General features: G+C 72.3%; 17 protein-coding genes and 1 pseudogene. 16 read left to right on the top strand and 2 right to left on the bottom strand.

Annotated elements, in window-relative coordinates:
• Positions 1 to 6: 6 nt before the first annotated feature.
• The 7 genes from WME75_RS25495 to WME75_RS25465 all read left to right on the top strand — a co-directional run bounded on the left by WME75_RS25495 (position 7) and on the right by WME75_RS25465 (position 8,504).
• The gene (locus tag WME75_RS25495; protein ID WP_437476000.1) at positions 7 to 1,038 is read left to right on the top strand and encodes a LamG domain-containing protein; all 1,032 of its coding nucleotides are present in this window, start codon (positions 7 to 9) and stop codon (positions 1,036 to 1,038) included.
• A gap of 101 nt (positions 1,039 to 1,139) precedes the next feature.
• Positions 1,140 to 2,051 (top strand): hypothetical protein, encoded by a 912-nt coding sequence (locus WME75_RS25490; RefSeq protein ID WP_437475999.1) that lies wholly within the window; start codon positions 1,140 to 1,142, stop codon positions 2,049 to 2,051.
• A gap of 181 nt (positions 2,052 to 2,232) precedes the next feature.
• Entirely contained in the window at positions 2,233 to 3,342 is a 1,110-nt protein-coding gene (locus tag WME75_RS25485; protein WP_437475997.1) for a LamG domain-containing protein, read from the top strand.
• A gap of 537 nt (positions 3,343 to 3,879) precedes the next feature.
• Positions 3,880 to 5,406, top strand: coding sequence for a serine/threonine protein kinase (locus WME75_RS25480; protein ID WP_437475995.1), 1,527 nt, complete (start codon positions 3,880 to 3,882; stop codon positions 5,404 to 5,406).
• 52 nt (positions 5,407 to 5,458) lie between these two features.
• Positions 5,459 to 6,496, top strand: coding sequence for a hypothetical protein (locus tag WME75_RS25475; protein WP_437475993.1), 1,038 nt, complete (start codon positions 5,459 to 5,461; stop codon positions 6,494 to 6,496).
• The gene (locus WME75_RS25470; protein ID WP_437475991.1) at positions 6,496 to 7,434 is read left to right on the top strand and encodes a hypothetical protein; all 939 of its coding nucleotides are present in this window, start codon (positions 6,496 to 6,498) and stop codon (positions 7,432 to 7,434) included. Before WME75_RS25475 ends, WME75_RS25470 begins: the two co-directional genes overlap by 1 nt.
• Positions 7,435 to 7,457: 23 nt before the next feature.
• The gene (locus WME75_RS25465) at positions 7,458 to 8,504 is read left to right on the top strand and encodes a hypothetical protein (RefSeq protein WP_437475989.1); all 1,047 of its coding nucleotides are present in this window, start codon (positions 7,458 to 7,460) and stop codon (positions 8,502 to 8,504) included.
• A 147-nt stretch (positions 8,505 to 8,651) separates the two neighbouring features.
• Here the strand turns inward: WME75_RS25465 and WME75_RS25460 are convergent, their stop codons facing one another.
• Complete coding sequence (locus WME75_RS25460) at positions 8,652 to 12,098, bottom strand: RCC1 domain-containing protein (RefSeq protein ID WP_437475988.1); 3,447 nt, start codon at positions 12,096 to 12,098, stop codon at positions 8,652 to 8,654.
• A 301-nt stretch (positions 12,099 to 12,399) separates the two neighbouring features.
• Here WME75_RS25460 and WME75_RS25455 point away from each other — a divergent pair.
• The 7 genes and pseudogenes from WME75_RS25455 to WME75_RS25425 form a co-directional block, all read left to right on the top strand.
• Positions 12,400 to 12,721, top strand: a pseudogene (locus tag WME75_RS25455) (DUF417 family protein); the annotation flags it as partial.
• Positions 12,722 to 12,903: 182 nt separating this feature from the next.
• Positions 12,904 to 16,836: a protein kinase domain-containing protein gene (locus WME75_RS25450; protein WP_437475986.1), complete on the top strand. Its 3,933-nt coding sequence runs from the start codon at positions 12,904 to 12,906 to the stop codon at positions 16,834 to 16,836.
• Positions 16,837 to 16,979: 143 nt separating this feature from the next.
• Positions 16,980 to 18,500 carry a dockerin gene (locus WME75_RS25445; protein WP_437475985.1) on the top strand — a complete coding sequence of 507 codons (1,521 nt, stop codon included), beginning with the start codon at positions 16,980 to 16,982 and terminating at the stop codon, positions 18,498 to 18,500.
• A 118-nt stretch (positions 18,501 to 18,618) separates the two neighbouring features.
• Positions 18,619 to 19,194, top strand: a complete 576-nt coding sequence (locus WME75_RS25440; protein WP_437475983.1) for a TetR/AcrR family transcriptional regulator — start codon at positions 18,619 to 18,621, stop codon at positions 19,192 to 19,194.
• Positions 19,191 to 20,273 carry an MBL fold metallo-hydrolase gene (locus WME75_RS25435; RefSeq protein ID WP_437475982.1) on the top strand — a complete coding sequence of 361 codons (1,083 nt, stop codon included), beginning with the start codon at positions 19,191 to 19,193 and terminating at the stop codon, positions 20,271 to 20,273. Before WME75_RS25440 ends, WME75_RS25435 begins: the two co-directional genes overlap by 4 nt.
• A 113-nt stretch (positions 20,274 to 20,386) precedes the next feature.
• Positions 20,387 to 20,869 (top strand): DUF1348 family protein, encoded by a 483-nt coding sequence (locus tag WME75_RS25430; protein ID WP_437475981.1) that lies wholly within the window; start codon positions 20,387 to 20,389, stop codon positions 20,867 to 20,869.
• Positions 20,870 to 20,884: 15 nt separating this feature from the next.
• Entirely contained in the window at positions 20,885 to 21,559 is a 675-nt protein-coding gene (locus WME75_RS25425; RefSeq protein ID WP_437475980.1) for a class I SAM-dependent methyltransferase, read from the top strand.
• A gap of 194 nt (positions 21,560 to 21,753) precedes the next feature.
• On the opposite strand, the gene WME75_RS25420 is transcribed toward WME75_RS25425, so the two are convergent.
• Complete coding sequence (locus tag WME75_RS25420; RefSeq protein WP_437475979.1) at positions 21,754 to 22,974, bottom strand: acyl-CoA dehydrogenase family protein; 1,221 nt, start codon at positions 22,972 to 22,974, stop codon at positions 21,754 to 21,756.
• Positions 22,975 to 23,139: 165 nt separating this feature from the next.
• Here WME75_RS25420 and WME75_RS25415 point away from each other — a divergent pair, with 165 nt between their 5' ends.
• Positions 23,140 to 23,823 (top strand): TetR/AcrR family transcriptional regulator, encoded by a 684-nt coding sequence (locus WME75_RS25415; protein ID WP_437475978.1) that lies wholly within the window; start codon positions 23,140 to 23,142, stop codon positions 23,821 to 23,823.
• Between the two features lie 123 nt (positions 23,824 to 23,946).
• The gene (locus tag WME75_RS25410) at positions 23,947 to 24,807 is read left to right on the top strand and encodes a phosphatase PAP2 family protein (RefSeq protein WP_437475977.1); all 861 of its coding nucleotides are present in this window, start codon (positions 23,947 to 23,949) and stop codon (positions 24,805 to 24,807) included.
• Positions 24,808 to 24,899 lie beyond the last annotated feature (92 nt).

Genomic DNA, 24,899 nt, shown 5'->3' with positions numbered 1-24,899 from the left:
ATGAACATGGCAGGTCATGGAAGGATGCTGGCCGGCCCTGCGGGTCTTCGTCCGGCGGCACGTGCGCTCCTGGCGATTGCTCCCCTGCTCCTCGGGGCGTGCTCGTTCGTCGAAGACCTGTCCCGTCTCCAGCAGGGGACGACGAGCGCCGGGGGCGGCTCTGCGACGCAGAGCTCCAGCGGAAGCAGCAGTGGCTCGGGAGGCCTCGGCGGCGATGGCGCGAATGGCGGCGCCGGGGGCGCCGGCGGCGATGGCGGCGATGGCGGCGATGGCGGCATCGGGGGCGTCGGGGGCGATGGCGGCGATGGTGGCGCAGGGAACGCCGGGGGCGCCGGCGCTACCGGGGGCGCCGGCGGGGAGGCCGGCGCCGGGGGCGTCGGGGGCGGTCCCCTCGCCGACCTCGAGCGGGGGCTCTTCCTGCACTACACGTTCGACGAGACCGAGGGAGATCTCGCGGCGGACGCCACCGGCGACGTGCTGCACGACGCGATCGTGATGGGTGGGACGTGGGTGCCGGGGCACATCGGAAACGCGCTGTCCCTCTCGGGGGTCGAGCAGTACGTGGACGTCCCGCCCGGTATCGTGCAGACGCTCGACGAGATCACGTTTTCCCTCTGGGTCTCCCTCGGCCGGCAGCAGCTGTGGCAGCGGATCTTCGACTTCGGATCCGGGGAATCGGCGTGGATCTACCTGTGCCCGAAGGCGGCGGATCCGCCGGGCCTCCGCTTCTCGGTGAACTCCCTTGCGGGCGTCGATGAGTATACAGCGGACTGGACCTTGACGGTCGGGGCGTGGAGGCACGTCGCGGTGACGGCCTCCTTCAACCCGAATCGCTCTTCGATTTACGTCGACGGGGTCGAGGTGATGACCAGCGATCTGATCTACACCCGACCTTCGGAGGTGGGGAACACGACCCAGAACTTCATCGGCCGCTCCCAGTTCGCGACGGATCCCTACTTGAACGGGATCGTGGACGACTTCAGGATCTACGATCGTGCGCTCTCGGCGGCCGAGGTGGCGGCCCTCGCGGCGCTGTGATCGGGGGCGGCGGTCGCGAGCGACCGCGCCCGGCGGACCGTCGGAAGTTTGCTCCACAGGCTGTCGGATGCGAGTCTGCTGGACACGAGGAGCTCGGTGTGATGGCTGGAGAGACGGACGTGCTGCGATGGGCGAAGCCATTCGGGAGGGGGCGCGGCGGGCGCGCGGTGCTCGCGCTGCTGGCGACCTCGCTCTGGCCGCTCTCGGCTCCGGCGGACGAGCCCGCGGCGCCGGCAGCGGGAGCGGCCTCGGGGGTGGAGCAGTGTGTCGCGGCGCACGCCGAGGTGCAGACGCTCCGGAGGAATCAGAAGCTGCTCGAGGCGCGCCGTGTGCTGAAGGGCTGCGCGCGATCGGAATGCCCGGCGCCGGTCCTCCGCGATTGCGCCGCGTGGGTCGACGAGATCGAGAGGGCGACGCCGTCGGTCGTCTTCAATGTGACGAGCGGCGGCGAGCAGGTCGCCGGCTCGAGGGTCCTTGTCGACGGCCAGCCGGTCGAGCTATCGTCGAGCGGCGCGCCGCTCAGGCTCGATCCGGGGAAGCATACGTACCGTGTCGAGCATGACGGGTACAGGCCGGTGGCCAAGGAGCTCATCCTCTTCGAGGGGCAGCGCTTCCGGCAGCTGAACGTCGCGCTCGAGCCCGTCGTGGTCCCGCAGGCCCCGGCGGCTCAGGCCCTCATGACGGAGCGCTACCGTCCGGTGCCGGCGTTGACCTACGTGCTGGCGGGCGTGGGTGTCGCGGGCGCGGCGAGCTTTGCGGTGTGGGGCCTCATGGGTCGATCCGAGCAGGACCACCTCGAACAGACCTGCAGGCCGAAGTGCACGGACAGCGATCTTACCAGCGTGCGTACGCGGTACCTGATAGCCGACATCTCTCTCGGTGTAGGCGCAGCGGCGTTCGCGGGCGCCGCGCTGACCTATCTTCTCCGTCCCACGGAGGAGCGGTCGATCGCGGTGTCCGTGGAGCCGAACCGGACCGGAGTGTATGGTACGGTGTCGTTCCGCGGTATGTGAGATGGGTTCATCTCGCGACCGGACGCTGGAATCTTGACGAGGGTCGCCGTCGTCGGCGCGACCTGCACCACTTTACAACCCTTCTCGAGCACCGTCGGACCGTTCCGTGATGCTCGAGGAATCGCCTTCATTGGAGGATGCTATGAGAGAGGCATCGATCTTGTCGGGTAGTCTCGGGGCCATGCTGCTCACGGCCGTGATGCTCGGAACAGTCGCCACCGGATGCGGATCGAGCGATGACAACCCGGGAAGCGGCGGCAGCGGCGGCAGCGGGACGACGTCGGGGGGAAGCTCCACCACGAGCGGCTCAGGCGGCAGCGGCGGGACCGCGCCTGGCACGGGCGGCAGCGGTGGCGACGGTGGCCTCGGCGGCGCGGGCGGCAGCGGTGGTGAAGGCGGCAGCGGTGGTGCGACCGGCAGCGGTGGTGAAGGCGGCAGCGGTGGTGCGACCGGCAGCGGTGGTGCGACCGGCAGCGGTGGTGCGACCGGCAGCGGCGGTGCGACCGGCAGCGGCGGTGCGACCGGCAGCGGTGGTGCGACCGGCAGCGGTGGTGCGACCGGCAGCGGTGGTGCGACCGGCAGCGGCGGCAGCGGTGGTGAAGGCGGCAGCGGTGGTGAAGGCGGCGGCGGAGCGGGCGGCGGCGGCGGCGCCGGGCCGGCTCCGACGCTCGTCGTGCACTATACGTTCGACGAGGAGGCCGGCCTCATCGCCAGCGACGCGTCGGGGAACGCGAATGACGCCACGCTCGCCGGGAGCGCCGGATGGTCGCCGGCGGGGCGAATCGGCGGCGCGGTCAGCCTGCAGGGCGCCGACCCCTTCGTCGATCTCCCCGACGCCCTCATCGACGGCCTCGACGATCTCACCATCGCGACGTGGGTCAACCTGAGCAGCATCGACAGCTGGTCTCGCATCTTCGACTTTGGCGGTAACGGATTCATGTATCTCACCCCGTCCAACGCTGTCGGGGACCTGCATTTCGCGGTCTACAACGACGGAAACGAGGCGATCGTGGCGGTCCCGAACCCGCTGACCGTCAACGTCTGGAAGCATGTGGCCGTCACGATCTCGAGCGGCACGTACCAGATATGGATCGATGGTGTCTCCGTTGCATCGACCACTCCGGCTCCCCCAGACGACGTGAAGCCGTCCCAGCTGGCGCCCACGGTGAGGAACTACCTCGGCGATTCGCAGTTCGAGCCGGATCCCTTCCTCAAGGGGTACATGGACGACTTCCGGATCTACGACCGCGCCCTCTCGGCCGACGAGATGGCGGCCCTCGCCGCGCCGTAGGCGAGAGGACGCGCGAGGGGGGACTCGCGGTATCTTCCCAAGATTTCCCGACCGCGTTGGCGGAATTCTGCGCCAGGGTCCTCGTGAACACGCTCAATCTTGTGCCGGAAGGGGGGGCAAGACCCCTCCAGACCGCAGGAGAGAGCGCGTAAGCGGGCTCGAGACCCCTCCGGACCGCAAGGCAGAGCCCCGTCCTGGGCTCGGGAACGCCTCGCGGCGCATCGTGGAGCACACGCGAGGGCTCGCGACCGGCCGCGTGTCCGCGGAGCGCGCATGTCTCGCTGGGACGCTTCTGTGGAGAAGCGTTGAGCTGACGAGCCCGGCGGACGGCCCGATGGGCGCTCCCTCGCAGCGCGCAGAGCGCAGCGCTCGTGAGGGCGATCCTCGCAAGCCGCGCTGCCGCGCGGCGCGGCGCCTCCGGAGGCCGGCGTTGACGGAGCTCCTCGGCAGCGTCTACGCTGGCGCAACATCGGCTGCGCCTTTCTGCCGGTGGCCGCTCTGCACATACCCGAGGGGGCGGGACACGCCGAGACGGACATGGAAACGCCAGTTCAGCCCGGAGACGTCCTGCTCGGCAAATACACGATCGAGCGGGTGCTTGGCCAGGGCGGGATGGGGATGGTCCTGGCGGCGCGCCACCGCGAGCTGGGCGAGCTCTTCGCCATCAAGCTTCTCCTGCCCCAGGCGCCCGCCAGCGCGCACGCCACGGAGCGCTTCCTGCGCGAGGCGCGCGCGGCGGTGCGCCTGAAGGGCGATCACATCGTCCGCGTCCACGACGTCGGCAGGCTCGAGACAGGCGCGCCCTACATGGTGATGGAGCACCTCGTGGGGAGCGACCTGCAGCAGGTCGTGCTCGACCGCGGTCCGCTGCCCGTGGACGAGGCCGTCGACTACGTGCTGCAGGCCTGCGAGGGCGTGGCCGAGGCGCACGCCCACGGGATCGTGCACCGCGACCTCAAGCCGGCCAACCTGTTCCTCACGCGCCGGCCGAACGGCGCGCCCTGGGTCAAGGTGCTCGACTTCGGCATCTCCAAGCAGCTCTCACCTGATCACGTGGATCTGACCAAGAGCGGTGCGCTGATCGGCTCCCCATTCTACATGTCGCCGGAGCAGATGGTCCGCGCGAGGCGCGTGGACACGCGGTCTGATATCTGGTCCATGGGCGTGGTCCTGCACCACCTGGTGACAGGCAAGCTGCCGTTCTCTGCAGAGGACCTGACTGAGGTGGTGGCGCACGTGCTGCAAGAAGCGTCGATCCCGCCGAGTCAGCAGCGGCCGGGGCTCCCAGGAGAGATGGACACGGTGGTGGCGCTGTGCCTGCAGAAGCGGCCGGAGCACCGGTTTCAGACGATCGATGAGCTCGCCGCCGCGCTGCGTATCCTCGTTTCCGCGAGCGCGCCGGCGCCGGTGGCGACCGCGTCCGTCAGGGCCGGCGAGGACCGGGCGTTGGCGCTCGCCGATACCCAGGCCGCGCTGGCGCAGACCCCGCCGCGCCCTTCACAGACCACCGTGGAAGGGCCGGCGCCGGGCGCCGACCAGGAGATGGGACACACCCTCTCACGCCCTGCCGAGCGCCCGGCGCCGTCCGTGCGCAGGTCCGACCCGGCCTCTGGCGCGCTGCGCTCGTTCGGGCGGGTGGCCCTGCTCGCTGGCGCCGTGCTGGCCGTGCTCGGCATCGGGAGCGGCTGGCTGGCCTTGCAGCAGCGGGCCGCGCCGGCGGCGGCAGCTTCCGCAGCGCCGGCGGCGCCCGCGCCCGTCGTGACTCCGACCGGGGACGAGGCGCCGCCGCCGGCCGCGGAGGCGGCCGCGGCGGACATCGCGACGACCGGCGCTGCCGAGACCACGCCTTTGGGGGCGGCGGCTCCGAGCAGCTTCGCGGCCCCCGTGCCGACCGAGCCCGCCGGATCGGCCAGCGCGCCGCCGCGCGGGACAGCGCCGCTGCGCCGTCCGGGAGCCGCGGAGGTCCCCGGGCCTGCGGCCGGCGCGGCAGCGGCCGGGGACGTCAAGGCGCCCGCTCCGACGAAGGCCCCGCCGCCGCCCAGGAAGCACGAAGGGATTTACTGAGCACGTGACGACTCGGCAGCGCCAGGCCGGACCACGGCAGGAGAAAGCATCGATGAAGCGAGGGAATCGAGGCACGCGCGCGCTCGCTCCCGCCGCCCTTGCTGCGGTCCTGATGGTCGCCGGCCCGGCGCGGGCCCAGGAGGCAGACAGGCAGACTGCCGTGGCTGCCCAGGCGCTCTACGATCAGGCGACCGCCGAGATGGATGCCGGCGAGCTCGCGAGCGCCTGCGGCAAGCTGGAGGAGGTCACGCGGCTCGTGCCCGACGGGCTGGGCGCCAAGATGACGCTGGCCCAGTGCTACGAGGCGTGGGGGAAGCTCGCGAGCGCCTGGGCGGAGTTCTCGCGCGTCGAGGACCTGGCGGCCAAGGCGGGGCAGACGGAGCGATCGACGCGGGCAGGAGAGAAGGTCGCGGAGCTCAGGCCGAGGCTCGCGACGCTCACGATCGACGTCCCTGAGGAGGTGCGGGGGTATCCAGGCCTCGCGATCACGCGCGACGGCGTCCCGCTCGGCCAGGCGCAATGGGGCGCGTCCGTGCCGGTGGACACGGGAGAGCACGAGATCGCGGTGACGGCGCCGGGTCGCAAGCCCTGGAGAGAGGCCGCCGTCGTGAGGGCCGACGGAGAGTCGGTGTCGGTCGCGATCCCCGCGCTGGGGCGCGACGAGCCAGCGGCCCTGCCGGAGGGGCCTCGGGCGGCGCCGGAGGCGCCCGCACCACCGCGACGGCCGCCGGGCGCGCGTGACGTGCCGCCCGCGCGGGGACGCGCGCAGCGACTCGCCGGTCTCGCGGTTGGCGGGGCGGGCGCGGTCGGCATCGGCGTCGGCGCGATCTTCGGGCTTCGCGCGCTGGTCAAGCTGGGCGAGAGCAACGCGGACGGGCACTGCCACGATGGCAACGTCTGTGATGAGGTCGGCTACGGGCCGCGCGAGCAGGCCGTGAGGGCGGGCAACGTGAGCACCGTGCTGTTCATCGCGGGCGGCGCCGCGCTCGTCGGCGGGGTCGCGCTGTTCCTGACGGCGCCGGATTCGGCGGGGCCGCGCGCGAACATCGGCCTGGGACCTCGCGGGATCACCCTGGAGGGAGGCTTCTGATGCGGACTGAGGGGCGGACGCCGGAGGGGAGGCCGATGCGGCGCGTGCATCGGGCGGCGCAGGCGGGCGCGATCTGCGCGGCGACGTTATGGATCGGGTGCAATGCGATCCTCGGGATCGAGGTGCCGGTGCGAGAGGACGTGGTCGCGGGGCCCGGCGGCGGGAGCGGCACCGGAAGCGGCGGGGATGGCGGCGCTGGTGGGGGCGGCGCTGGGGGTGGTGGCGCCGGGGGTGGTGGCGCCGGGGGTGGTGGCGCTGGCGGAGGAGTCATTGGTGACGGCGGCGCTGGTGGCGGCGGGGATTCGTGTGAGGTCCTCGAGGTCATGCCGGGGGAGAGCCTGGATCTGTCGATCATCGACGACATGGAAGACGAGGACCTCTGGATCCTCGACGGGGACGGCCCAGCGCCTCGGGAAGGGACCTGGTTCATGGACCACGACGAGTCCGTGGACGGGATCCACGAGCCTGTCAACGAGCCTGACCTGATGACCGCCCTCGACCCTCCGCGCGGCGATAGCCTCGTGGCCCTGCACACGAGCGCGAATGACGGCTTCGGTGTCTGGGGAGCCGGTGTCGCCGTCTATTTGTACCACGATGACTACGGCGATGCCTCCGAGTACCGTGGCATCACCTTCTGGGCCCGCGCCGCGGAGGGCTCCTCCAGGAGGCTGAAGGTGATGTTCGTCGAGCGGCAGACCCGCCATACGGGGGGCATCTGCAACAACGCGAACGACCAATGCAACGACCATTTTCACAAGCAGGTCGTGCTGGCGGCCGACTGGAAGCAATTCAAGATTCCAGTGGAGTGCATTAAGCAGGGAGGGTTCGGTCAGCAGTTCGACGCGCCCGCCCTGGACCAGCTCTGGGGTTTCTATTTTCAATTCGATCCGAGGCAGGCGTTCGATGTCTGGATCGACGACGTCGCTTTCTACAGATAGCCGCCCCTGACCATCAAGGTCCTATGCCGTCCGTGTGCGCGAGCCTGTCCACGCCGCTCTGGTCCCCCGGGGGAGATCTCGTGTTCTGCGCCGCGTTCGCGCTCGCGTGGGAGAAGCTGCGGGCGCGGTTCGGCCCGATCCGCATGGATCCCCAGCCGGCCCTGGCCGACGCGCTGAACGCGGCGGCGCTCGGGGGCGAGGTGGTGGACCCGGCGTGGAGCGTGTCGGGCGCCGGGTTCGGCGGAGAAGGGATCGTCGAAGCCCTGCGGGCCGAGCTCTTCTCGAAGTTCCCCGACGCGAAGCCGGAGTACCTGCCGGAGGAGGTGCCGGCCGATGCGCTGCTGGCGTATGGATACCTGAGCAAGATCCTGAAGTTCGGGACGACGTTCGCGGTGCGGGAAGGGACGTTCCAGGGCTCGCGGGTCCGCGCTTTCGGGCTGGACAACAGGGCGTTCGGCCCGGATCCGGCGCGCAGGTCGCAAATCGTCGTGCACGACTGGGCGGCCCCGCAGGATTTCGTGATCGAGCTCGTCGCCGACGATCCGGATTGCCGCGTCGTGGTCGCGCAGATGGCGCCGGTGGAGACGCTGGCCGCGACGGTGGCCAGCGCGCTGGGCCGGCTCGATCGGCTCGGCGGAGAGGCGCGGCTGCTGGCGCAGGGCGAGGCGCTCGCGATCCCGCGGCTGAGGCTCGACCTGGAGGGGCGCTTCGGCGAGCTCATGGACCGGCCCCTGCTCGGCGAGACGCTGGGAGGGAAGTGCTTCGACGAGGCGAAGCAGCGGGTGCAGTTCCACCTCAACGAGGGCGGCGCCGGGGCGACGGCGGAGGCCGTCATCGGCTCGTACGGGCGGCCGCCGCCCCGGTCCTTCCAGATGACGTCGCCGTTCCTGGCGCTGCTCCAGCGACGCGAGGCGAGCGCGCCCTACCTGGCGGCCTGGGTGGAGAGCACGGCCTGGATGGAGGTGCTCGGCCCGGTGCCGCCGCCGGCGGCGCCGCCCGCCGGGTGGGGATCGCCGCCGGGGTGGGGGCCGCCGGTGGGGTTCGGGCCGCCGCCCTCCGGCACAGCGTGAGGGCGCCGGCCGCCGGAGCGGCGCGTGATGGGCACGCCCGGTAGCGCCGCGCACCCAGCTCGGGCCGACGGTGCCCGATCGCCGCATGGATGGCGCAAGCTGCTGCGCCGCCCACCGCACGGATCTCCTCGGATCGGCGTGCGAAGCTCAGAGCCCGGCTACGACGATGGGGAAGCTCACCCTCGGGCTGCCATTGCCGAGGCGACCCACGCCCACCGCCCCCCAAGCCGCAACGGAGCCCGTCTGACGGAGCATGACGGCATGGCGCGTCCCGGCGCTGATGCTCACCGCGTCGGCGACGTTCGAGACTTGCACCGGCGTCAGCGCATCGGCCAGCGAGCCGTTTCCGAGCTGTGCGTCGACGCCGCTGCCCCAGCAGAACGCGCCCCCAAGGGCCGTGACCGCGCAGGTGTGCGTGCCGCCCGCGCTCACCTGAACGGCATTGCCGAGGGTCGAGACCGGGATGGGAATGGTGACGTTCGTTATCGCGCCATTCCCGAGCCGTCCGTTGCCGCCGTTGCCCCAGCAGCTCACGGCACCGGTGCCGTGGACCGCGCACGTGTGCGCGGTCCCTGCATCGAGCGCGATAGCGTCGCTCAGCGCAGTCACCGCGACCGGCGTCCACGAGCCCGTCAAGGTGGCGTTTCCAAGCTGTCCGCTCGTTCCGGAGCCCCAGCACGAGACGGCGCCTGATGCGTGCAAGGCGCATGTGTGATTCATGCCGGCCGTGACGTCGATGGCGTCCGTCACGTTGAGCACGGTGACGGGCGCGCTCTGGTTGGTGGTAGCCCCGTTCCCGAGCCGTCCGTCGCCCCCAGAGCCCCAGCAGCGAACTTGCCCGTTCTGGCGCACCGCGCACGTGTGGAAGCCGCCCGCGCTGATCGCGACGGCGTCCACCAGGTTCGACACCGCAGCGGGCAGGGTGCTGCCCGCCGTCGCGCCGTTTCCGAGCTGGCCATAATCTCCGTGCCCCCAGCACCGAACCTGCCCGTTCTGGAGCAGTGCGCACGTGTGGTGATTGCCCGCACCGACGCGAACGGCGTCGGTCACGCTCGACACGGTGACGGGGCTCGGCTGGTCCGCCGTGGCGCCGTTGCCGAGCCGACCGTGGTCGCCATCGCCCCAGCACTGGACCTGGCCGTTCCGGCGCACGGCGCACGAGTGGTCTGGGCCCGCGGAGATGTCGACCGCGTCCCCCAGGTTCACCACCGAGGCCGGCAACAGCGCGGTGTTGATCGATCCATTCCCGAGCTGTCCACTGCCTGCCAACCCCCAGCAGCGGAGCTCACCGGTGCTTCGCATCGCGCACGTGTGATGCATGCCCGCCGCCACGGCGCGCGCGTCGCTCAGGCCCAACACGGCAACGCCGGCCGAGCTCGAAGCGAACGCCCCCTGCCCGAGCTGGCCATCGACGCCATACCCCCAGCACCGGACGGCGCCGTTCTGGCGCAGCGCGCACGTATGGCCCCAGGCCCCGCCCGAGTAATTGGTCGCGCTGCTCGTCTCGATGGCGACCGCATCCGAGAGGTTCGACACCGTGACGGGCGTGAACACGTCGTCCGAGGAGCCATTGCCGAGCTGGCCATGGCCCCCTCGACCCCAGCAGACGGCGCTGCCGTTCGCCCGCACGGCGCAGCTATACGCCCCGCCGGCCGATATCGTGATCGCGTCGTTCAGGCCGAAGACGGCCACGGGCATCGACTGGTTGGAAGCAATCCCGTTTCCGAGCTGGCCCAAGTTGCCGGCACCCCAGCACACGACGGCGCCGGTCGCGCGCAGCGCGCAGGTATGTGCACCGCCCGCGTCGACGTCGACGGCGTCGGCGAGGCTCGGGACGGCGACCGGCGTCGTCGCGCTCGCCGTCGATCCATGGCCGAGCTGGCCCGCGCTGCCTTGCCCCCAGCAGACGACGGCGCCGGTCGCGCGCAGCGCGCATGCGTGTGCGGCGCCGACATCGAGGGCCACGGCGTCGTCGAGGCCGGACACGGGGACGGGCGTCGTCGTACGCGCGGTGGCCCCGTTCCCGAGCCTGCCCGCATCGCCAGAGCCCCAGCAGACGACGGCGCCGGTCGTGCGCAGCGCGCAACCGTGGTAATCGCCCACGCCGACGGCGACGGCGTCGTTCAGCTTCGAGACCGGCGTCGGCGTGCCCGTCGAGACCGTGGTGCCATTGCCGCGCTCGCCGTTCGAGTTGTTGCCCCAGCAGTAGACCTGGCCGCCCACGACAGCGCACGTGTTGCGCTCTTGCGCGCTGATTGGGTTCCTTTCACACACGCCGTCCTGGACCCAGAGCCCCTCGACGCACGTCGTGGACTGGACCCCGCCGGGACACGTCGCGAGCGCCACCTCGTTGTCGACGCACTCGTCGGGATCGATGCACGCGCCGGTGTCCACCCACGCGCCCCGCGTGCAGATCTGCTGCTGACCGCCGCGTCCATTGAGCCCGCACGAAACGTCCTGCGTCGTGCCGCCCCTGCAGACGTCGGGGTCGACGCAGGCGCCGCTGTCCTGCCACTGACCCGCCGTGCAGACCTGCGGCTTCGTACCCGCGCCGTTGTACCCGCAGCTCGCCTGCTGGGTCGCGCCGTTCGTGCAGACGTCGGGGTCGGCGCAGGCGCCATCGTCCTGCCATTGCCCTGCCGTGCAGACCTGCGGCTTCGTGCCCGCCCCGTTGAAGCCACACGCCGCCTGCTGGGTCGCGCCGTTCGTGCAGACGTCGGGGTCGGCGCAGGCGCCATCGTCCCGCCACTGGCCCGCGGTGCAGACCTGGGGCTGGGTGCCGGCCCCGTTGAGCCCGCAGGCGATCTGCTGGGTCGTGCGGTTCGTGCAGGCGTCCGGATCGACGCAGGCGCCATCGTCCTGCCATTGCCCTGCCGTGCAGACCTGCGGCTTCGTGGCTGCCCCGTTGAGCCCGCAAGCGATCTGCTGGGTCGTGCGGTTCGTGCAGACGTCGGGGTCGGCGCAGGCACCATCGTCCTGCCATTGCCCTGCCGTGCAGACCTGGGGCTGGGCGCCGGCCCCGTTGAGCCCGCAGGCGATCTGCTGGGTCGCGCGGTTCGTGCAGGCGTCCGGATCGACGCAGGCGCCATCGTCCTGCCATTGCCCTGCCGTGCAGACCTGCGGCTCCGTGGCTGCCCCGTTGAGCCCACAGGTCGCCTGCTGGGTCGTGCCGTTCGTGCAGACGTCCGGATCGACGCAGGCGCCCGGCTGCCAGAGGCCGCCCGTACAGACCGAGGTCGCCGTCCCGGCCCCGTTGTGGCCGCAAGGCGCGCTCTGCTGGGCTCCGTTGACGCACTCGTCCGGATCGTCGCACGCGCCTTCGTCGACCCAGACACCGTCGGTGCAGACCTGCGTCTGCTCCCCGTTTCCATCAAGGCCACACGGCACGATCTGCGACGCGCCCGCGGTGCAGCCGGGGCCTCCGCCGCTGCCGCCGGCCCCGCCCGCGCCGCCGGCCCCGCCCGCGCCGCCCGGACCGCTCGTGCTGGTTGCCGCGCTGCCGCCGGTCCCGCCCGGGTCACCGCTGCTCGTGCTGCTGTCGCCTGGCTCGTCGCCGCACGCCACTGTCACGAGCGCGACGAGAGCGACGAGCATCCGCGCGAACAGCGCTCGACTCGCACCTCGACCTGGTACAGCCCTGTTCCCGTCGATGCGAGAGCGCCGCCGAGTGTCCAATGCAATCCTCCGTCTGGCCGTGATAAGCTTCGCAGGAAACTCCAGAAACTCCTTCCTTGTCAAGATCCATCAAGAGAGTAGCGCCCGGCGGCTCCGCGACCTCTGCGGGTGATCCCTGGGGCCGGGCAGGCTCTGGCTCCGGGTTCCCCTGACTGGAGGCATTCCCATGACCTGGTTCGAAGCTGCGATGTGATGGGCCGCGCGTACCGATCGCATCGGAATGCACGCGCTGCGTATCGGGCTGATCACCGTGCTCCTGTGGATCGGCGGGTTCAAGGCGTTGCCGTACGAGGCCGATGGCATCGTGCCCCTCGTCACCCACAGCCCGGCGATGAGCTTCTTCTACGACCGCCCGGCGCCCGAGTACGCGAAGCACATGGACAGAGAGGGAGAGCGGGTGCCGAAGCGTCGGCGACGCGGAGCACGGGTTCCCGTACCTGAGCGCGCGGGGCCGCCTGGTGATCAAAGACGCGATCCTGCTCGGCGCCGCGCCGGTCACCATGGCCCAGTCCGCTCGAGAGTACCTGGCGCGATGCGCGCCCGGGGGAGTGCCCGCCTGCCACGACCCCCCAGGAAACGGTCGGATTCACAGGACTGCACATCGTGAGGCATGCATCCGCCGGTCACGGTGCCAGCGAATCCCCGCCCGTCGTCCACCGCGATCTCCTGCGCGCGGCGCGTCCGCCTTGCCAGGGGATCGCGTGAGGGGGCATCCTGTGCGCGCATGCTGGCTGGCAGGTTGCTCGACGGCCGCTTCGAGCTCGCGGAAGTCGCCGGGTCCGGAGGGATGGGTACCGTCTACCGCGCCATCGATCGGGCGAGCGGCGCGGTCGTGGCGGTCAAGCTGCTGCGCAACGTGGACCCGCGCGCGCAGGCGCGCTTCGCCCGAGAGGCGCTGGCGCTCTCGCGGGCGCAGCACCCGCACATCGTGCGGTACGCGATGCACGGGGTGGCGCCGGCGGGGGAGCCGTACCTCGCGATGGAGTGGCTGTCCGGCGAGAGCCTCGCGGACCGGCTGTCGCGGCAGCGGCTGAGCGTGGGGGAGTGCGTCGCCCTGGCGCGCGCGGTGGCCGACGCGCTCGGCGCGGCGCACGCGCGCGGGATCGTGCACCGCGATGTCAAGCCCAGCAACCTCTTGCTGGTCGACGGCGCGCCCGAGAAGGTCAAGCTGCTCGACTTCGGCATCGCGCGCCTGTCGGACGCCACGGCGCCGTTGACCCAGACGGCCGCGGTGATAGGCACGCCCGGATACATGGCGCCGGAGCAAGTGAGGGCGGAGCGCGAGGTGCTCGACGCGCGCGCCGACGTCTTCTCGCTCGGCTGCGTGCTCTTCGAGTGCTTGACCGGACAGAGGGCCTTCCGCGCGCAGCACGTGATGGCGCTCCTGTGGAAGCTGCTGCTGGAGGACCCGCCGCCGGCGAGGGAGCTGCGGCCCGATGTGCCGCCGGCGCTCGACGAGCTGCTCGCGTGCATGCTGGCCAAGGATCCCTCGGCGCGCCCGGCGGACGGCGCGGCCGTGGCGCGCCGCCTGGACGCGCTCGGTCCCATGGAGGGGAGCGGCACCGCCCTGGGGTGTCCTCAGGGCGAGGTCATCACCACGGGGGAGAGGCGGCTGACGTCGATCGTCGCGGTGCGGTCACCGCGTCCTTCTCTCTCCGGAACGACAGAGTCCCTGGAGCTGCACATGTCATCGCCGAGCACGCCCGCCGCGGTGCGCCGCGAGGTCCTGCCCCTCGGCGCGCAGGTGGAGGAGCTGGCCAACGGGGCGCTGGTGGCGATGGTGACGGGCGCGGGCAGCAGCGCGACGGACCAGGCGGCGCTCGTGGCGCGCTGCGCGCTGCGCATCCGCGAGCTGCTCCCCGGCGCGGCGGTCGTACTGGTGACGGGGCGGGGCGAGCCCACGGGGCGGCTGCCGCTCGGCGCGGTGCTGGAGCGAGCGGCCGCGCTGCTGGAGGAGGCCGACGCGCCTGACGGCGTGGACGGCCGGCACGAGGGCGTCCACATCGACGCGCTGACGCGGGCCCTGCTCGACGTGCGCTTCCATGTCGTGGAGCAGGACGGGCGCTGCTGGATCCAGCAGGAGCGAGAGATCGGCGAGGGGGCGCGCATGCTCCTCGGCAAGCCGAGCCCCTATGTCGGGCGCGAGCGGGAGCTGCGCAGCCTGCTCGAGCTCGTCGAGGAGAGCTTTACCGAGCGGCGCGCCGCGGCGGCGCTGGTGACCGCGGCGGCGGGGATGGGCAAATCGCGCCTGCGCCACGAGGTCGTCGAGGCGCTGCGGCAACGCCATCCCGACCTGGATATCGGCGTCGTCCGCGGGGACGCCATCGGCGCGGGCTCGGCCTTCGCGATGCTCGACGGGTCGCTGCGGGGCGCGCTCGGGATCGCGGCAGGCGAGCCCCTGGATGTGCGGCGGGAGAAGCTCGCGCGGGCCATCGAGCCGCTCTTTGCGGGCAAGGACCGGCTGCGGGTGGCCGGGTTCCTGGGCGAGCTGCTTGGCGTCGCCCTGATGGACGAGGAGCATCCGGCGCTGCGGGCCGCGCGACAGAGCCCGGCGGTGATGGCCGAGGCCATCCAGAGAGCGTACCTCGACTACGCGCGCGCGGTGGCAAGCGTGCGTCCCGTGCTCGTGGTGCTCGAGGACCTGCACTGGGGAGACGCGCCCTCGGTGAGGATCTTCGACCGGGCGCTGCGCGAGCTCGGCGACCGGCCCTACGCGGTGCTCGCCTTCGGCCGGCCCGAGGTCCACGAGCTGTTCCCCCGGCTCTGGGCGGAGCGCGGGCTCTCGGAGCTCCGGCTGCGCGAGCTGCCGGCCCGGGCGGCCGAGCAGCTGGTGCGGAGCGCGCTGGGCGCGTCGATCGAGCCCGGGCAGGTCTCCGCGCTCGTGCGGCAGGCCGGGGGGAATGCGTTCTATCTCGAGGAGCTCATCCGGGCGGTGGCCGAGGGGCGCGGCGGCGCATTGCCGGAGACGGTGCTGGGCATGGTGGAGGCGCGCCTCGCGGCGCTCGGCCCCGAGGCGAGGCGCGTGCTCCGCGCGGCGAGCGTCTTCGGGGAGGTCTCCTGGGCGCGGGGCGTGGGCGCGCTGCTCGGCGCCCTGGCGCCGGGGACGAGTGAACACGACGCGTGGGCCGACCTGTTCGAGCGGGAGATCGTGGAGCGCCGGCCGAGCTCCCGCTTCGCGGGCGAGGAGGAGGTCGGCTTCCGCCACGCGCTCTTGCGGGAGGGCGCCTACGCGATGCTCACGGAGGGCGACCGGGCGCTCGGCCACCGGCTCGCCGGCGCGTGGCTGCTCCAGGCCGGCGAGCAGGACCCGATGGTGCTGGCCGAGCACTTCGCGCAGGGAGGAGACGGCGCGCGTGCGGCCGAGCTGTACCTGCGCGCGGCCGAGCTGGCGCTCCGCGGCGCCGATCTACCGGCGGTGCTCGCGCGCGCGCAGAAAGGGATCGCCTGTGGGGCCGCGGGCGAGACGCTGGCCGCGCTCCATGTCCAGCGGATGGACGCGCTCCTCTGGAACGACGCCCACGAGGAGGCTCACGCGTCCGCGCACCGGGCGCTCGATGCCTCCACGCCCGGCACCCACAGCTCCTGGCGTGCCCTGACCGGCGCGCTGACCTGCGTCGCGAACTTCGATGATCGACGGGTTGTCGAGGTGCTGCTCCCGCGGCTGAATCCAGCGGATCTCCCCGTCGACGTCCAGGGTGCGGAGTTCGCTTGCCGGATCCTGCTCGTCCTGCTGTGGGAAGGGGTACCAGCGCTGGCAGCGCGCTATATGCACCGGATCGAGCGCGATCTCGCGCCAGTTCTCGAGGGCGATCCCTACGCCGAGGCGTGCATCCAGAACGCCCGTGGCGCCTGGCTCTGCCAGGCAGCGCGAGACCCGTGGGGAGCGCTCAACGCCCACCTCGCCGCCGTGCGGCTCCTCGACGCCCTCGGCCATCAGCTGTACTCCCTCTTGACGTCGACGTTCGTGGCCCAGGACTGCCTGTCGCTCGGCGCCCTCGACATCGCCGAGCAGCACATCGGGCGCGTGCTCGCCTCCGAGGGCGCGCCCGGCTTCGCTTCCAGCGGCGCGCTGGTGTTCCGGATCGCCTCGCTCCTCGAGCGGCGAAGGCTCACCGAGGCGCTCGAGCTGACCGGGGCTGTGCTCCGGCGGGCAACGGCGAGGCACGTCGCCAGCAGCCGGAAGGCGATCGTACGCCTGCTCCGCGCCGAGGCCTACCTCCTCCTCGGCGAGCTCGCCGAGGCGGAAGAGGAGCTCCGTGCGGTGGGGGACCCGGGCGCGCTGGTGCCGCTGGTCCGGACCCTGCTCCTGTCGTCGATGGCCGAGGTCCGGCTGCGGCAGGGGCGGGCAGGAGAGGCCGTCGCGTTCGCCCGCGAGGCGCTCGACTGGGACCGTCGCGCCGGCGCGATCTTCGCACCTCGCCAGGAGTCGCTCCCCGCGATCTACGCCGAGGCGCTCCACGCGAGCGGCGACGCCGAGGCGGCCCGCGAGGTCATCCGCGCGGCGCGAGACGAGCTGCTCGCCCGCGCCGACAGGATCGGCGATCCCGCGTTCAGGAGGGGCTTTCTGGAGAACGTCTCCGCCAACGTCCGCACGCTCGCGCTCGCCCGCGCATGGCTGGGGGAAGGCCCTTCGCCGGCGCCGCCCCAGGCCGAGTAGGCCGGAGCGCTTCTCATGCGCGATCCTTGCGTGGACCGCCTCCGGTGGGATTTCCGCTCTCCGCTTCCATGACGAGCGTCGATGATCAAAGCTCCCGGGCGCGAAATGCCCACGGCCCACCCGTGCGGCGACAAGGAGTCATCATGCGAAAACCATTGTTCTTGGGCCTCAGCTCATCAGGTATCCTCGTTCTTCTCATGACGGGGCTCGGGTGCGATTCATCGAGCGATTCATCCTCCGGCGCGGGGGGTGACGGAGGCTCCGGCGGTCAGGGCGCGACGAGCAGCGGGAGCGGAGCCGGCGGCTCCAGCGCCTCCGCCGGCTCCGGGGGCGCGGCGGACGGCGGGGGCGGCGCAGGGACGGGGGGCAGCGCGGTGGGCACCGGCGGCACCGGCGGCACCGGCGGCGGCGTACCTCCGGCGCCGGCCTGGGACTGGACCGGCATCGTCGGCACGGGACAGAGCCTGTCGGTCGGCGCGGAGGGGACGCCGCCGATCGGGACGCAGCAGCGCTTCAACAACCTGAAGCTGTCCCTCGGGGACGCGAGCGTGCCGCCGTTCGATCCGGAGAGCAGCGCCCTCTCCCTGGTGCCGCTCGTCGAGCCCATCCGCAACTTCGCGACGACGTACCCGAGCGCCTACCCGAAGAACCTCTACGGCGAGACGCCCCACACGGCGATGGCCGACCAGATCTCGTCGCTTGTGAAGGCCGCCGCGGGCGGCGACCACGTCACGGTGCACACGGTCGTCGGCGAGAGCGGCCAGCCGATGAGCGTCCTCCGGAAGGGCGCCACCGAGGTGGTCAGCGGCGCCACGTCCATGGGCCGCGCCTACGCGGCGACGCTGTTCGAGGCCGAGGCGATCGCGCGGCTCGCCAGCCAGGCCGGCAAGACCTTCGGCGTCGGCGCCATCCTCATCACGCACGGCGAGTCCGACGCCGGCAGCGCGACCTACGAGGACGAGCTGTTCAAGCTGTGGTCCGACTACAACCAGGACATCCTGCCGCTCACCGGGCAATCGCGGAGCATCCCGATGCTTGTATCCCAGCAGCACTCGGTGCACGCCGAGGTGGGCTCGCGGTCGACGTCGACCCTGGCGCAGTGGCGCGTGGGCGTGACCCATCCGGGCGATATCGTCTGCTCGGGTCCGAAGTACCAGTATCCGTACGCGCAGGATCACATCCACCTCAACGCGAACGGGTACCAGCAGCTCGGCGAGAAATACGGCCAGGTCTACTTCGAGAAGGTCGTCCTCGGGAAGGACTGGCAGCCGCTCCAGCCGACGCGCGTCGAGCGCAGCGGCGACGTCGTCACCGTGCGCTTCCAGGTCCCGGTGCCGCCGCTCGTCTGGGACAGCGCGCTGCCGTCTCCCCACCAGACGGCGTTCACCGAGTGGGCGCAGGGCCGCGGATTCGAGCTCTGGAGCGGCAACACCCGGATCGAGATCAGCGGTGTCGAGATCGACGGCGAGGCGGTGAAGATCACGGCGCGGAGCCTCCCGGCTTCCGGCGTGATGGTCGGCTACGCGGCGACGACCGACGGAACGTCGATGACGGGCGGCACGACGCGCTGGGGTCAGCTGCGCGACTCGGATCCGTTCGTCGGCTCGGTCACGGGCAAGGCCCAGCCGAACTACAGCGTGGCGTTCGAGATGAGCGTCCCGTGATGTGAATGAAGGGGCGGCGCCGGTGCGAGGGAGGGTTCCCGCCGCGCACCGGCGCTCCCGCCCGCGCCGGCGGCGACGCGCCCTTGACAAGACAGACCTGTCTGTCTTAATCAGGGACGTGAGCGACGCCCGGCGGCACATCCTCGAGGTTGCGGAGCGCCTCTTCTATGCGGAGGGGTATCGCGCCGTCGGCGTCGATCGCCTGATCGCCGAGGCGGAGGTCGCCAAGGCCACCTTTTATCGCCACTTCCGGACCAAGGACGAGCTGCTCGTGGCGGTGCTCGACGCGCGCGACGCGCGCTTTCGCGCGTGGTTGGCCGGGCGCGTCGAGGAGCTCGCGAGCGACCCGTGCGAGCGACCGCTCGCGGTCTTCGACGCGTTCGCCGAGCGGTTCGCCGCGAACGACTTCCGCGGGTGCGCGTTCCTCAACACGATGGTCGAGGTCGCGAGCCGGAGCCACCCCGCCCATGAGGCGTCGCAGCGCCACAAGCAGCGGCTCATCGACTATCTCGAGGGGCTCCTGCGCGACGCCGGCGTGCCGGACGCCGGCGCGCTGGCGCCGCAGCTCCTGTTGCTGATCGACGGCGCGACGGTGACCGCCGTCCGCGAGGGGGGACCGGGCGCCGCCGCGCGCGCGCGTTCCCTCGCCGAGGTGCTCCTCGCCACAGCGCGGCCAGAAAGGCGACGACGATGAACCAGAGCATGCGTGTCCCGAGCGGGTCGATTGGACGTGCCGAGGAGCTCCCAGATCCTCATTTCACCGGGGCGGTGCCCGGGGTCGGCGAGCGCTCTGCGCGCCTCTCGCGGACGCCGCCGGCGCGCGCGGCCGCCCTCGCGGCACCGCTGCTCGCGCTCTCCCTGGCCGCGTGCGCGCCGGCGAACCGCGTCGACGCCAGCGCGCCGCCGGCCGGCGTATCGGCCGCCGCCGGGCCCGCGGCCGGCGCATCGGCCGCCGCCGAGGCCACGAGCGCGCGTCTCCAGTGGCGCGGCGGTCCGACGGCGATCCTCGAGCGCGACGGGCTCCGGCTCCTCACCGATCCCGTCCTCGGGCCGCGCGGGCCTGTCGCGTTCGTCCTCCCGAAGCACCCGTCGACCGGCGTCGAGGACGCGCCGGTCGCCCGCTACACGGATCCTCCCGCCGAGCCGCTCGGGCGCCTCGACGTCATCCTCCTCAGCCACAACCACGCCGACCACTTCGATGCGGTCGCGAAGGAGACGCTCCCGAAGGACGTCCCCTTCGTCCTCCCGCCCGACGCGGCCGAGGCGGCGCGCGCCGCGGGGTTCACGCGGCTGACGCCGCTCGACTGGGACAGCGAGACGGTCATTCCGACCCGCGCCGGCCGCCTCCGGATCCTCGCCGTCCCGGCGAACCACGCCCACGATGCGGCGCTCGACGCGACGCTCGGAAAGGGCAACGGGTATGTGCTGCGCTGGGAGGGCGAGACTCCCTATTCGATCTACTGGACCGGCGATTCGGTCTTCACCGAGCCCATGCGCGCGGTGGCGGCCCGCTTCGCGCCCATCGACCTCTGGCTGCCGCACCTCGGCGCGGTCGGCGTCGACGGCGCGCGCGGCCTCCGCACGATGGACGCCGAGGAGGCCGTGGCCGCGGCGGCGCTCCTCCGCGCCCGCCACGTGATCCCGATCCACCACACCACCTTCGGCCATTACCGCGAGCCGGTCACGGCGTTCGTGCAGCGCGCCGCGACGAAGCACCTGCCCGCGCACATCCATGTTCCGGCGGACGGCGCATGGATGCCGCTCCCGCGCTGAACCGGCCGTGCGCGTGCTTGCCGCAGGAGGGGAGCGCGTGAGCGCCGGAGAGCGGAGCGCGAAAAGGGGTTGCCGGGAAGGGGAGATTGGACGAAGGTTCGTTCAGGTGCACCTTGAGCCAGGATCCCGCCGCGCCGCGTCCGCCGTTGCCGCCCTTCACCGCCGAGACCGCCGCCCGGAAAGCGCGGCTGGCTGAGGACGCCTGGAACAGCCGTGAGCCCGCGCGCGTGGCTCAGGCGTACACCGTCGATAGCCGCTGGCGGAACCGGGCGGAGTTCTTCCAGGGGAGGGAGGCGATCGAGGCGTTCCTGCACCGAAAATGGCAGCGGGAGCTCGACTACCGGCTGATCAAGGAGGTCTGGGCGTTCACGGAGGACCGGATCGCGGTGCGCTTCGTCTATGAATGGCGCGACGACAGCGGGAACTTGTATCGAGCCCATGGCAACGAGCAATGGGAGTTCGACGCCCACGGGCTGATGCGGCGGCGCGAGGCGAGCATCAATGACGTGCGCATCGCGGCGGAGGACCGGAAGTTCCACTGGCCTCTCGGACGCCGGCCCGACGATCATCCGGGGCTGAGCGAGCTCGGGCTCTAGGCGGCGGGCAAGCGCATGTCCACCTCTCCGAGCAGGCCCGAGATCGCCACGGCGTACGATCGCTGGGCCGCGACGTACGATGACGATCCCAACCGGACCCGCGAGCTCTCCGCCGCGGTGCTCCGGCAACGGGGCCTGGAGCTGGCCGGCCGTGACGTGATCGAGATCGGCTGCGGCACCGGGCGCAACACGCAGTGGCTCGCCGAGCGCGCGGGGAGCGTCCTCGCGCTGGATTTCTCCGAAGGGATGCTGCGGCAGGCGAGGGCCCGCGTGGTCTCCCCCCGCGTCCGGTTCGTGCAGCACGACATTCACGAGGCCTGGCCGGTCGCCGGCGGCTCGTCCGACGTCGTGATTGCCATGCTCGTGCTCGAGCACATCGAGCACGTCGAGGCGGTCTTCGCCGAGGCGGCCCGCGCCTTGCGTGGAGGCGGCGAGCTCTTCCTCTGCGAGCTGCATCCCATGCGGCAGCTGCGCGGCGGTCAGGCCAACTTCGTCAACCGGGAGACGGGCGAGCCCGAGCGCGTGCCCGCGTTCCTGCACGATGTCTCGGAGTACGTGAACGCGGGCCTGTCGTCCGGGTACGAGCTCGTCCACCTGGGCGAGTGGCGCGACGCAGAGGCCCCGAGGAGCGATCTGCCGCGCCTGCTGTCCGTGCACCTCCGGCTTCAACCGAGCACCAGAGGGGAATAGCGATGAAGCTTTACTACAATCGTGGACCGCTTGCTGGCGCGCCCGCAGATGAAGATGGGGCGCTGAGTCGCTCGCCCGTCGCCGTCTTCGACGGTTGACCACCTCGCCGAGCTCGACAGCGCGGCCCTCATCACGCACGGATCACGGCCACCGTTTCTCCGCAGCTGGTTCCCCGGCCCCGTGAGTGAGCTCGATCAGCCGGCCTGTCGAGCCTGATCGCCGCCCGCGGCCGGTCGCGGGGCGAGCATCGGGTGCAGCTCGGCGATCCCGAGCCGCGCGCGCCCGGCGAACTCGTAGGCGTCGTCGGTCGCGGCGATGTGCTGCGTCGCCGCGTGCAGATCGCGGAAGCAGCGCTGCAGCGGGCTCGCCGCGTACAGCGCGCCCCCGCCGCCGGCGCGGTAGGCGAAGCCCGCGACCTCCGCGGCGACGTCGGTCACGTAGGTCTGGACGAGCCGGATCGCCGTCCAGTCCTCGATGGAGAGCGTCTCCCCTGCGCGCGCCCGATCCCACATCCGCCCGAGGGTGTCGAACGCATAGGCGCGCGCCGCGGCGAGCTTCGCCTCCGCGCGCCCGAGGTCCATGTGGAATGCCGCGTGGCTGCCCAGCGCGAGCTGCGGCCACGCCTTGATGCGGCGCGGAGCGACCGCGGCGATCTCGTCGAGCGCGCGCCGCCCGACGCCGAGCGCGAAGCCGACGTGACCGGCCGCGAGCTGCGCGATCAGGGGGATCGCGTACAGCGCGCCGCCGCGCCGCCGCGGGGCCCCCGGGAAGGGGCACGTCAGCGCCTCGGGCACGAGCGCGCCCTCGATCCGGTAGTGATCGCTCCCGGTGCCGCGCAGGCCGGCGACGTCCCACGTGTCCTCGAGCACCACCTGCTCGATGGGGACGGCGAGGCTGAGCAGCTCGGGCGGCCCCGCCGGAGGGGCCCCGCCCTCCGGCGCCACGACGGCGCAGGTGAACACCCAGCGCGCGTGCCGCACGCCGCTGCCGAACGCCCAGCGGCCCTCGAGCACGTAGCCCCCCGGAACGCGCCGCGCGAGGCCGCTCGGGACCTGGAGCCCCGCGAAGGTGGGGAACGGCCCCGCGAACACCTGCCGGGCCCCCTCGTCGGGCAAGGTGCCCCCGGCGAGGGCGGCGAGCAGCGCGCTGATCATCAGCGACCACCCCGCGGAGGCGTCCGCGCGCGCCATCGCCTCGAAGACCTCCAGCTGCGTCAACGGATCGCTCTCCGCGCCGCCGAGCGCGCGCGGCGCGGCCATCGCGAGGAGGCCGCTCGACCGCAGCGCGTCCACGACCGCAGGCGCGAGCGTGCGCAGCCGCTCGGACGCCTCGGCGTGGGCGGCGGCGACGCCGCGGACGCGCTCCACGGCGGCGAGGAGGTGTTCGCGATCGGGGGATCGACGGGGCTCGGACATACGGGGCTCCTTTCCTGGGGGTACGGCGCGCCGGCCTCTCCGGGCCGCCCGCGCGCCCGATGATGACACTGGCAACATTCGAAAGTTTCCACTGACAACATTTTCTTCACGGCCGTCCCGCGAGCCCTGCGGCGGGCGGACTTCGTGGTACCGTGCGCCTGCGCTGTGGCTCCTCCCCTGAAGCGCCGCCGCCCGCGCGCGCGCACCCCTCCAGCTCCCGCGTCGCGCGCCGTCGACCGGCCCTACCACCACGGCGACCTCCGGCGCGCCGTGCTGGAGGAGGCGCTCGCGCTCATCGAGGCGCAGGGGAACGCGAGCTTCACGTTGCGCGAGGTCGCGCGGCGCATCGGCGTCTCGCACGCCGCGCCGTACCGTCACTTCGCGGACAAGCGCGCCCTGATGACGGAGCTCGCGGTGCAGGCGAGCGCGGCGCTCGGCGCGCAGATCTCGGCCGCCCTCGAGGAGGCCGGGGGCGAGCTCCGGGCGCGCTTCCTGGCCGCCGGCTTCGCCTATGTCCGCTTCGCGCTGGAGCACCCGGCGCCCTTCCACGTGATGTACTCCGGCGAGGTGAACGTGGAGGACCCGCGGGTCGCGGCGGCCACGTCGCAGAACCTCGGGCTGCTCCTCGGGTTCATCGAGCAGGCCCAGCGCGCCGGGGCGTTCCCGCCGGGCGATCCGATGGCGCTGGCGGTCCCGATCTGGGCGATGCACCACGGCCTCGCGACCCTCGCGGCGTCGGGCGCGCTGTCCAAGGCCGGCCCGGTGGAGCTCCGGCGCCTTGTCGACGACGCCCACGCGCGCCTGCTCGACGGGCTGCTCCTCGCCGCGCGCGGGTCGTCGCGCGCCTGACCGGGGAGGCGACCCGAGGCGGGCGCCACCGGCGAGCGGCGGCGCCTTGCGGCGGGGAGGGGCGATCCCCGGCGCGCGCATCGATTCCCGCGCCGTGTCGCCCGGGTTACGCTCGCGCTTCTTATGCGTACCGCCGCGATCGCTCTGCCCGCCCTCCTTGTCGCCCTGTCGCCGGCCGCCGCCGCCGCCGCCGAGCCGTCTCCCGAGCTCACGTACCGGCCGGAGATCGATCTGCCGATCACCGTCGTCGGCGGCGCCGGGTGGGTCATCTCCGAGCTCTCCAAGAAGGGCCTCGCGCCCGCGTCGTGCCGCTGGTGCGCGACAACCGCGCTCGACACGTCGATCCGCGACGCGCTGGTCTGGAGGGGCAACCCGGAAACCGCCCATGATCTCAGCAACGTGACCGTCATCGGCGTCGCGCCCGCCTCGGCGCTGGGCCTCACCGCGCTCGCCGCGTGGCACGACGGCCGCTCCGAGAACACCGCCGCCGACCTCGTGATCGTCACCGAAGCGATGGTGGTGGCGATGGGCCTGAACCAGCTCACCAAGTACATTGTCGGCCGCCAGCGGCCCTATGCCCGCCACGACAACCAGGATGTGCTCTGCGCCGGCGAGAGCTGCTCACGCCCCGTCCCGCACGACGACGATCTCTCCTTTTTCTCCGGCCACGCCACGGCCGCCTTCTCCCTCGCCGCCGCGAGCGGCACCGTGGCGTCGATGCGCGGCTATCGCGCGGCGCCGTGGGTATGGGCGCAAGGAATGGCGATCGCCACGCTCTCCGGCTATCTGCGCATCGCCGGCGACCGCCATTATTTCACCGATGTGCTCACGGGCGCCGTGTTCGGCTCCGCCGCCGGCGTGCTGATTCCAGCTCTGTTTCACGGTCCGCGCCCGGGCGTTGCCGGTCCGGACACGCAGAGTTTCCGCCTCTCGCTCGCACCCGCGATCGGCGGCGTCGGCGCGGGCGTCGCCGGCACGTTCTGAGCTTTCTGGGCTGAGTGTGAGCCGAGTGCGGCGACCGCCGCCTTTGACAAGAGCCCACGCTGCTTTCAGACGCCTATGTAAGTAGAGTTGAC

The sequence above is a fragment of the Sorangium sp. So ce1014 genome (assembly GCF_051521505.1).
Lineage (GTDB): Bacteria > Myxococcota_A > Polyangia > Polyangiales > Polyangiaceae > Sorangium.
This window is presented reverse-complemented; position numbering and strand designations above follow the sequence as displayed.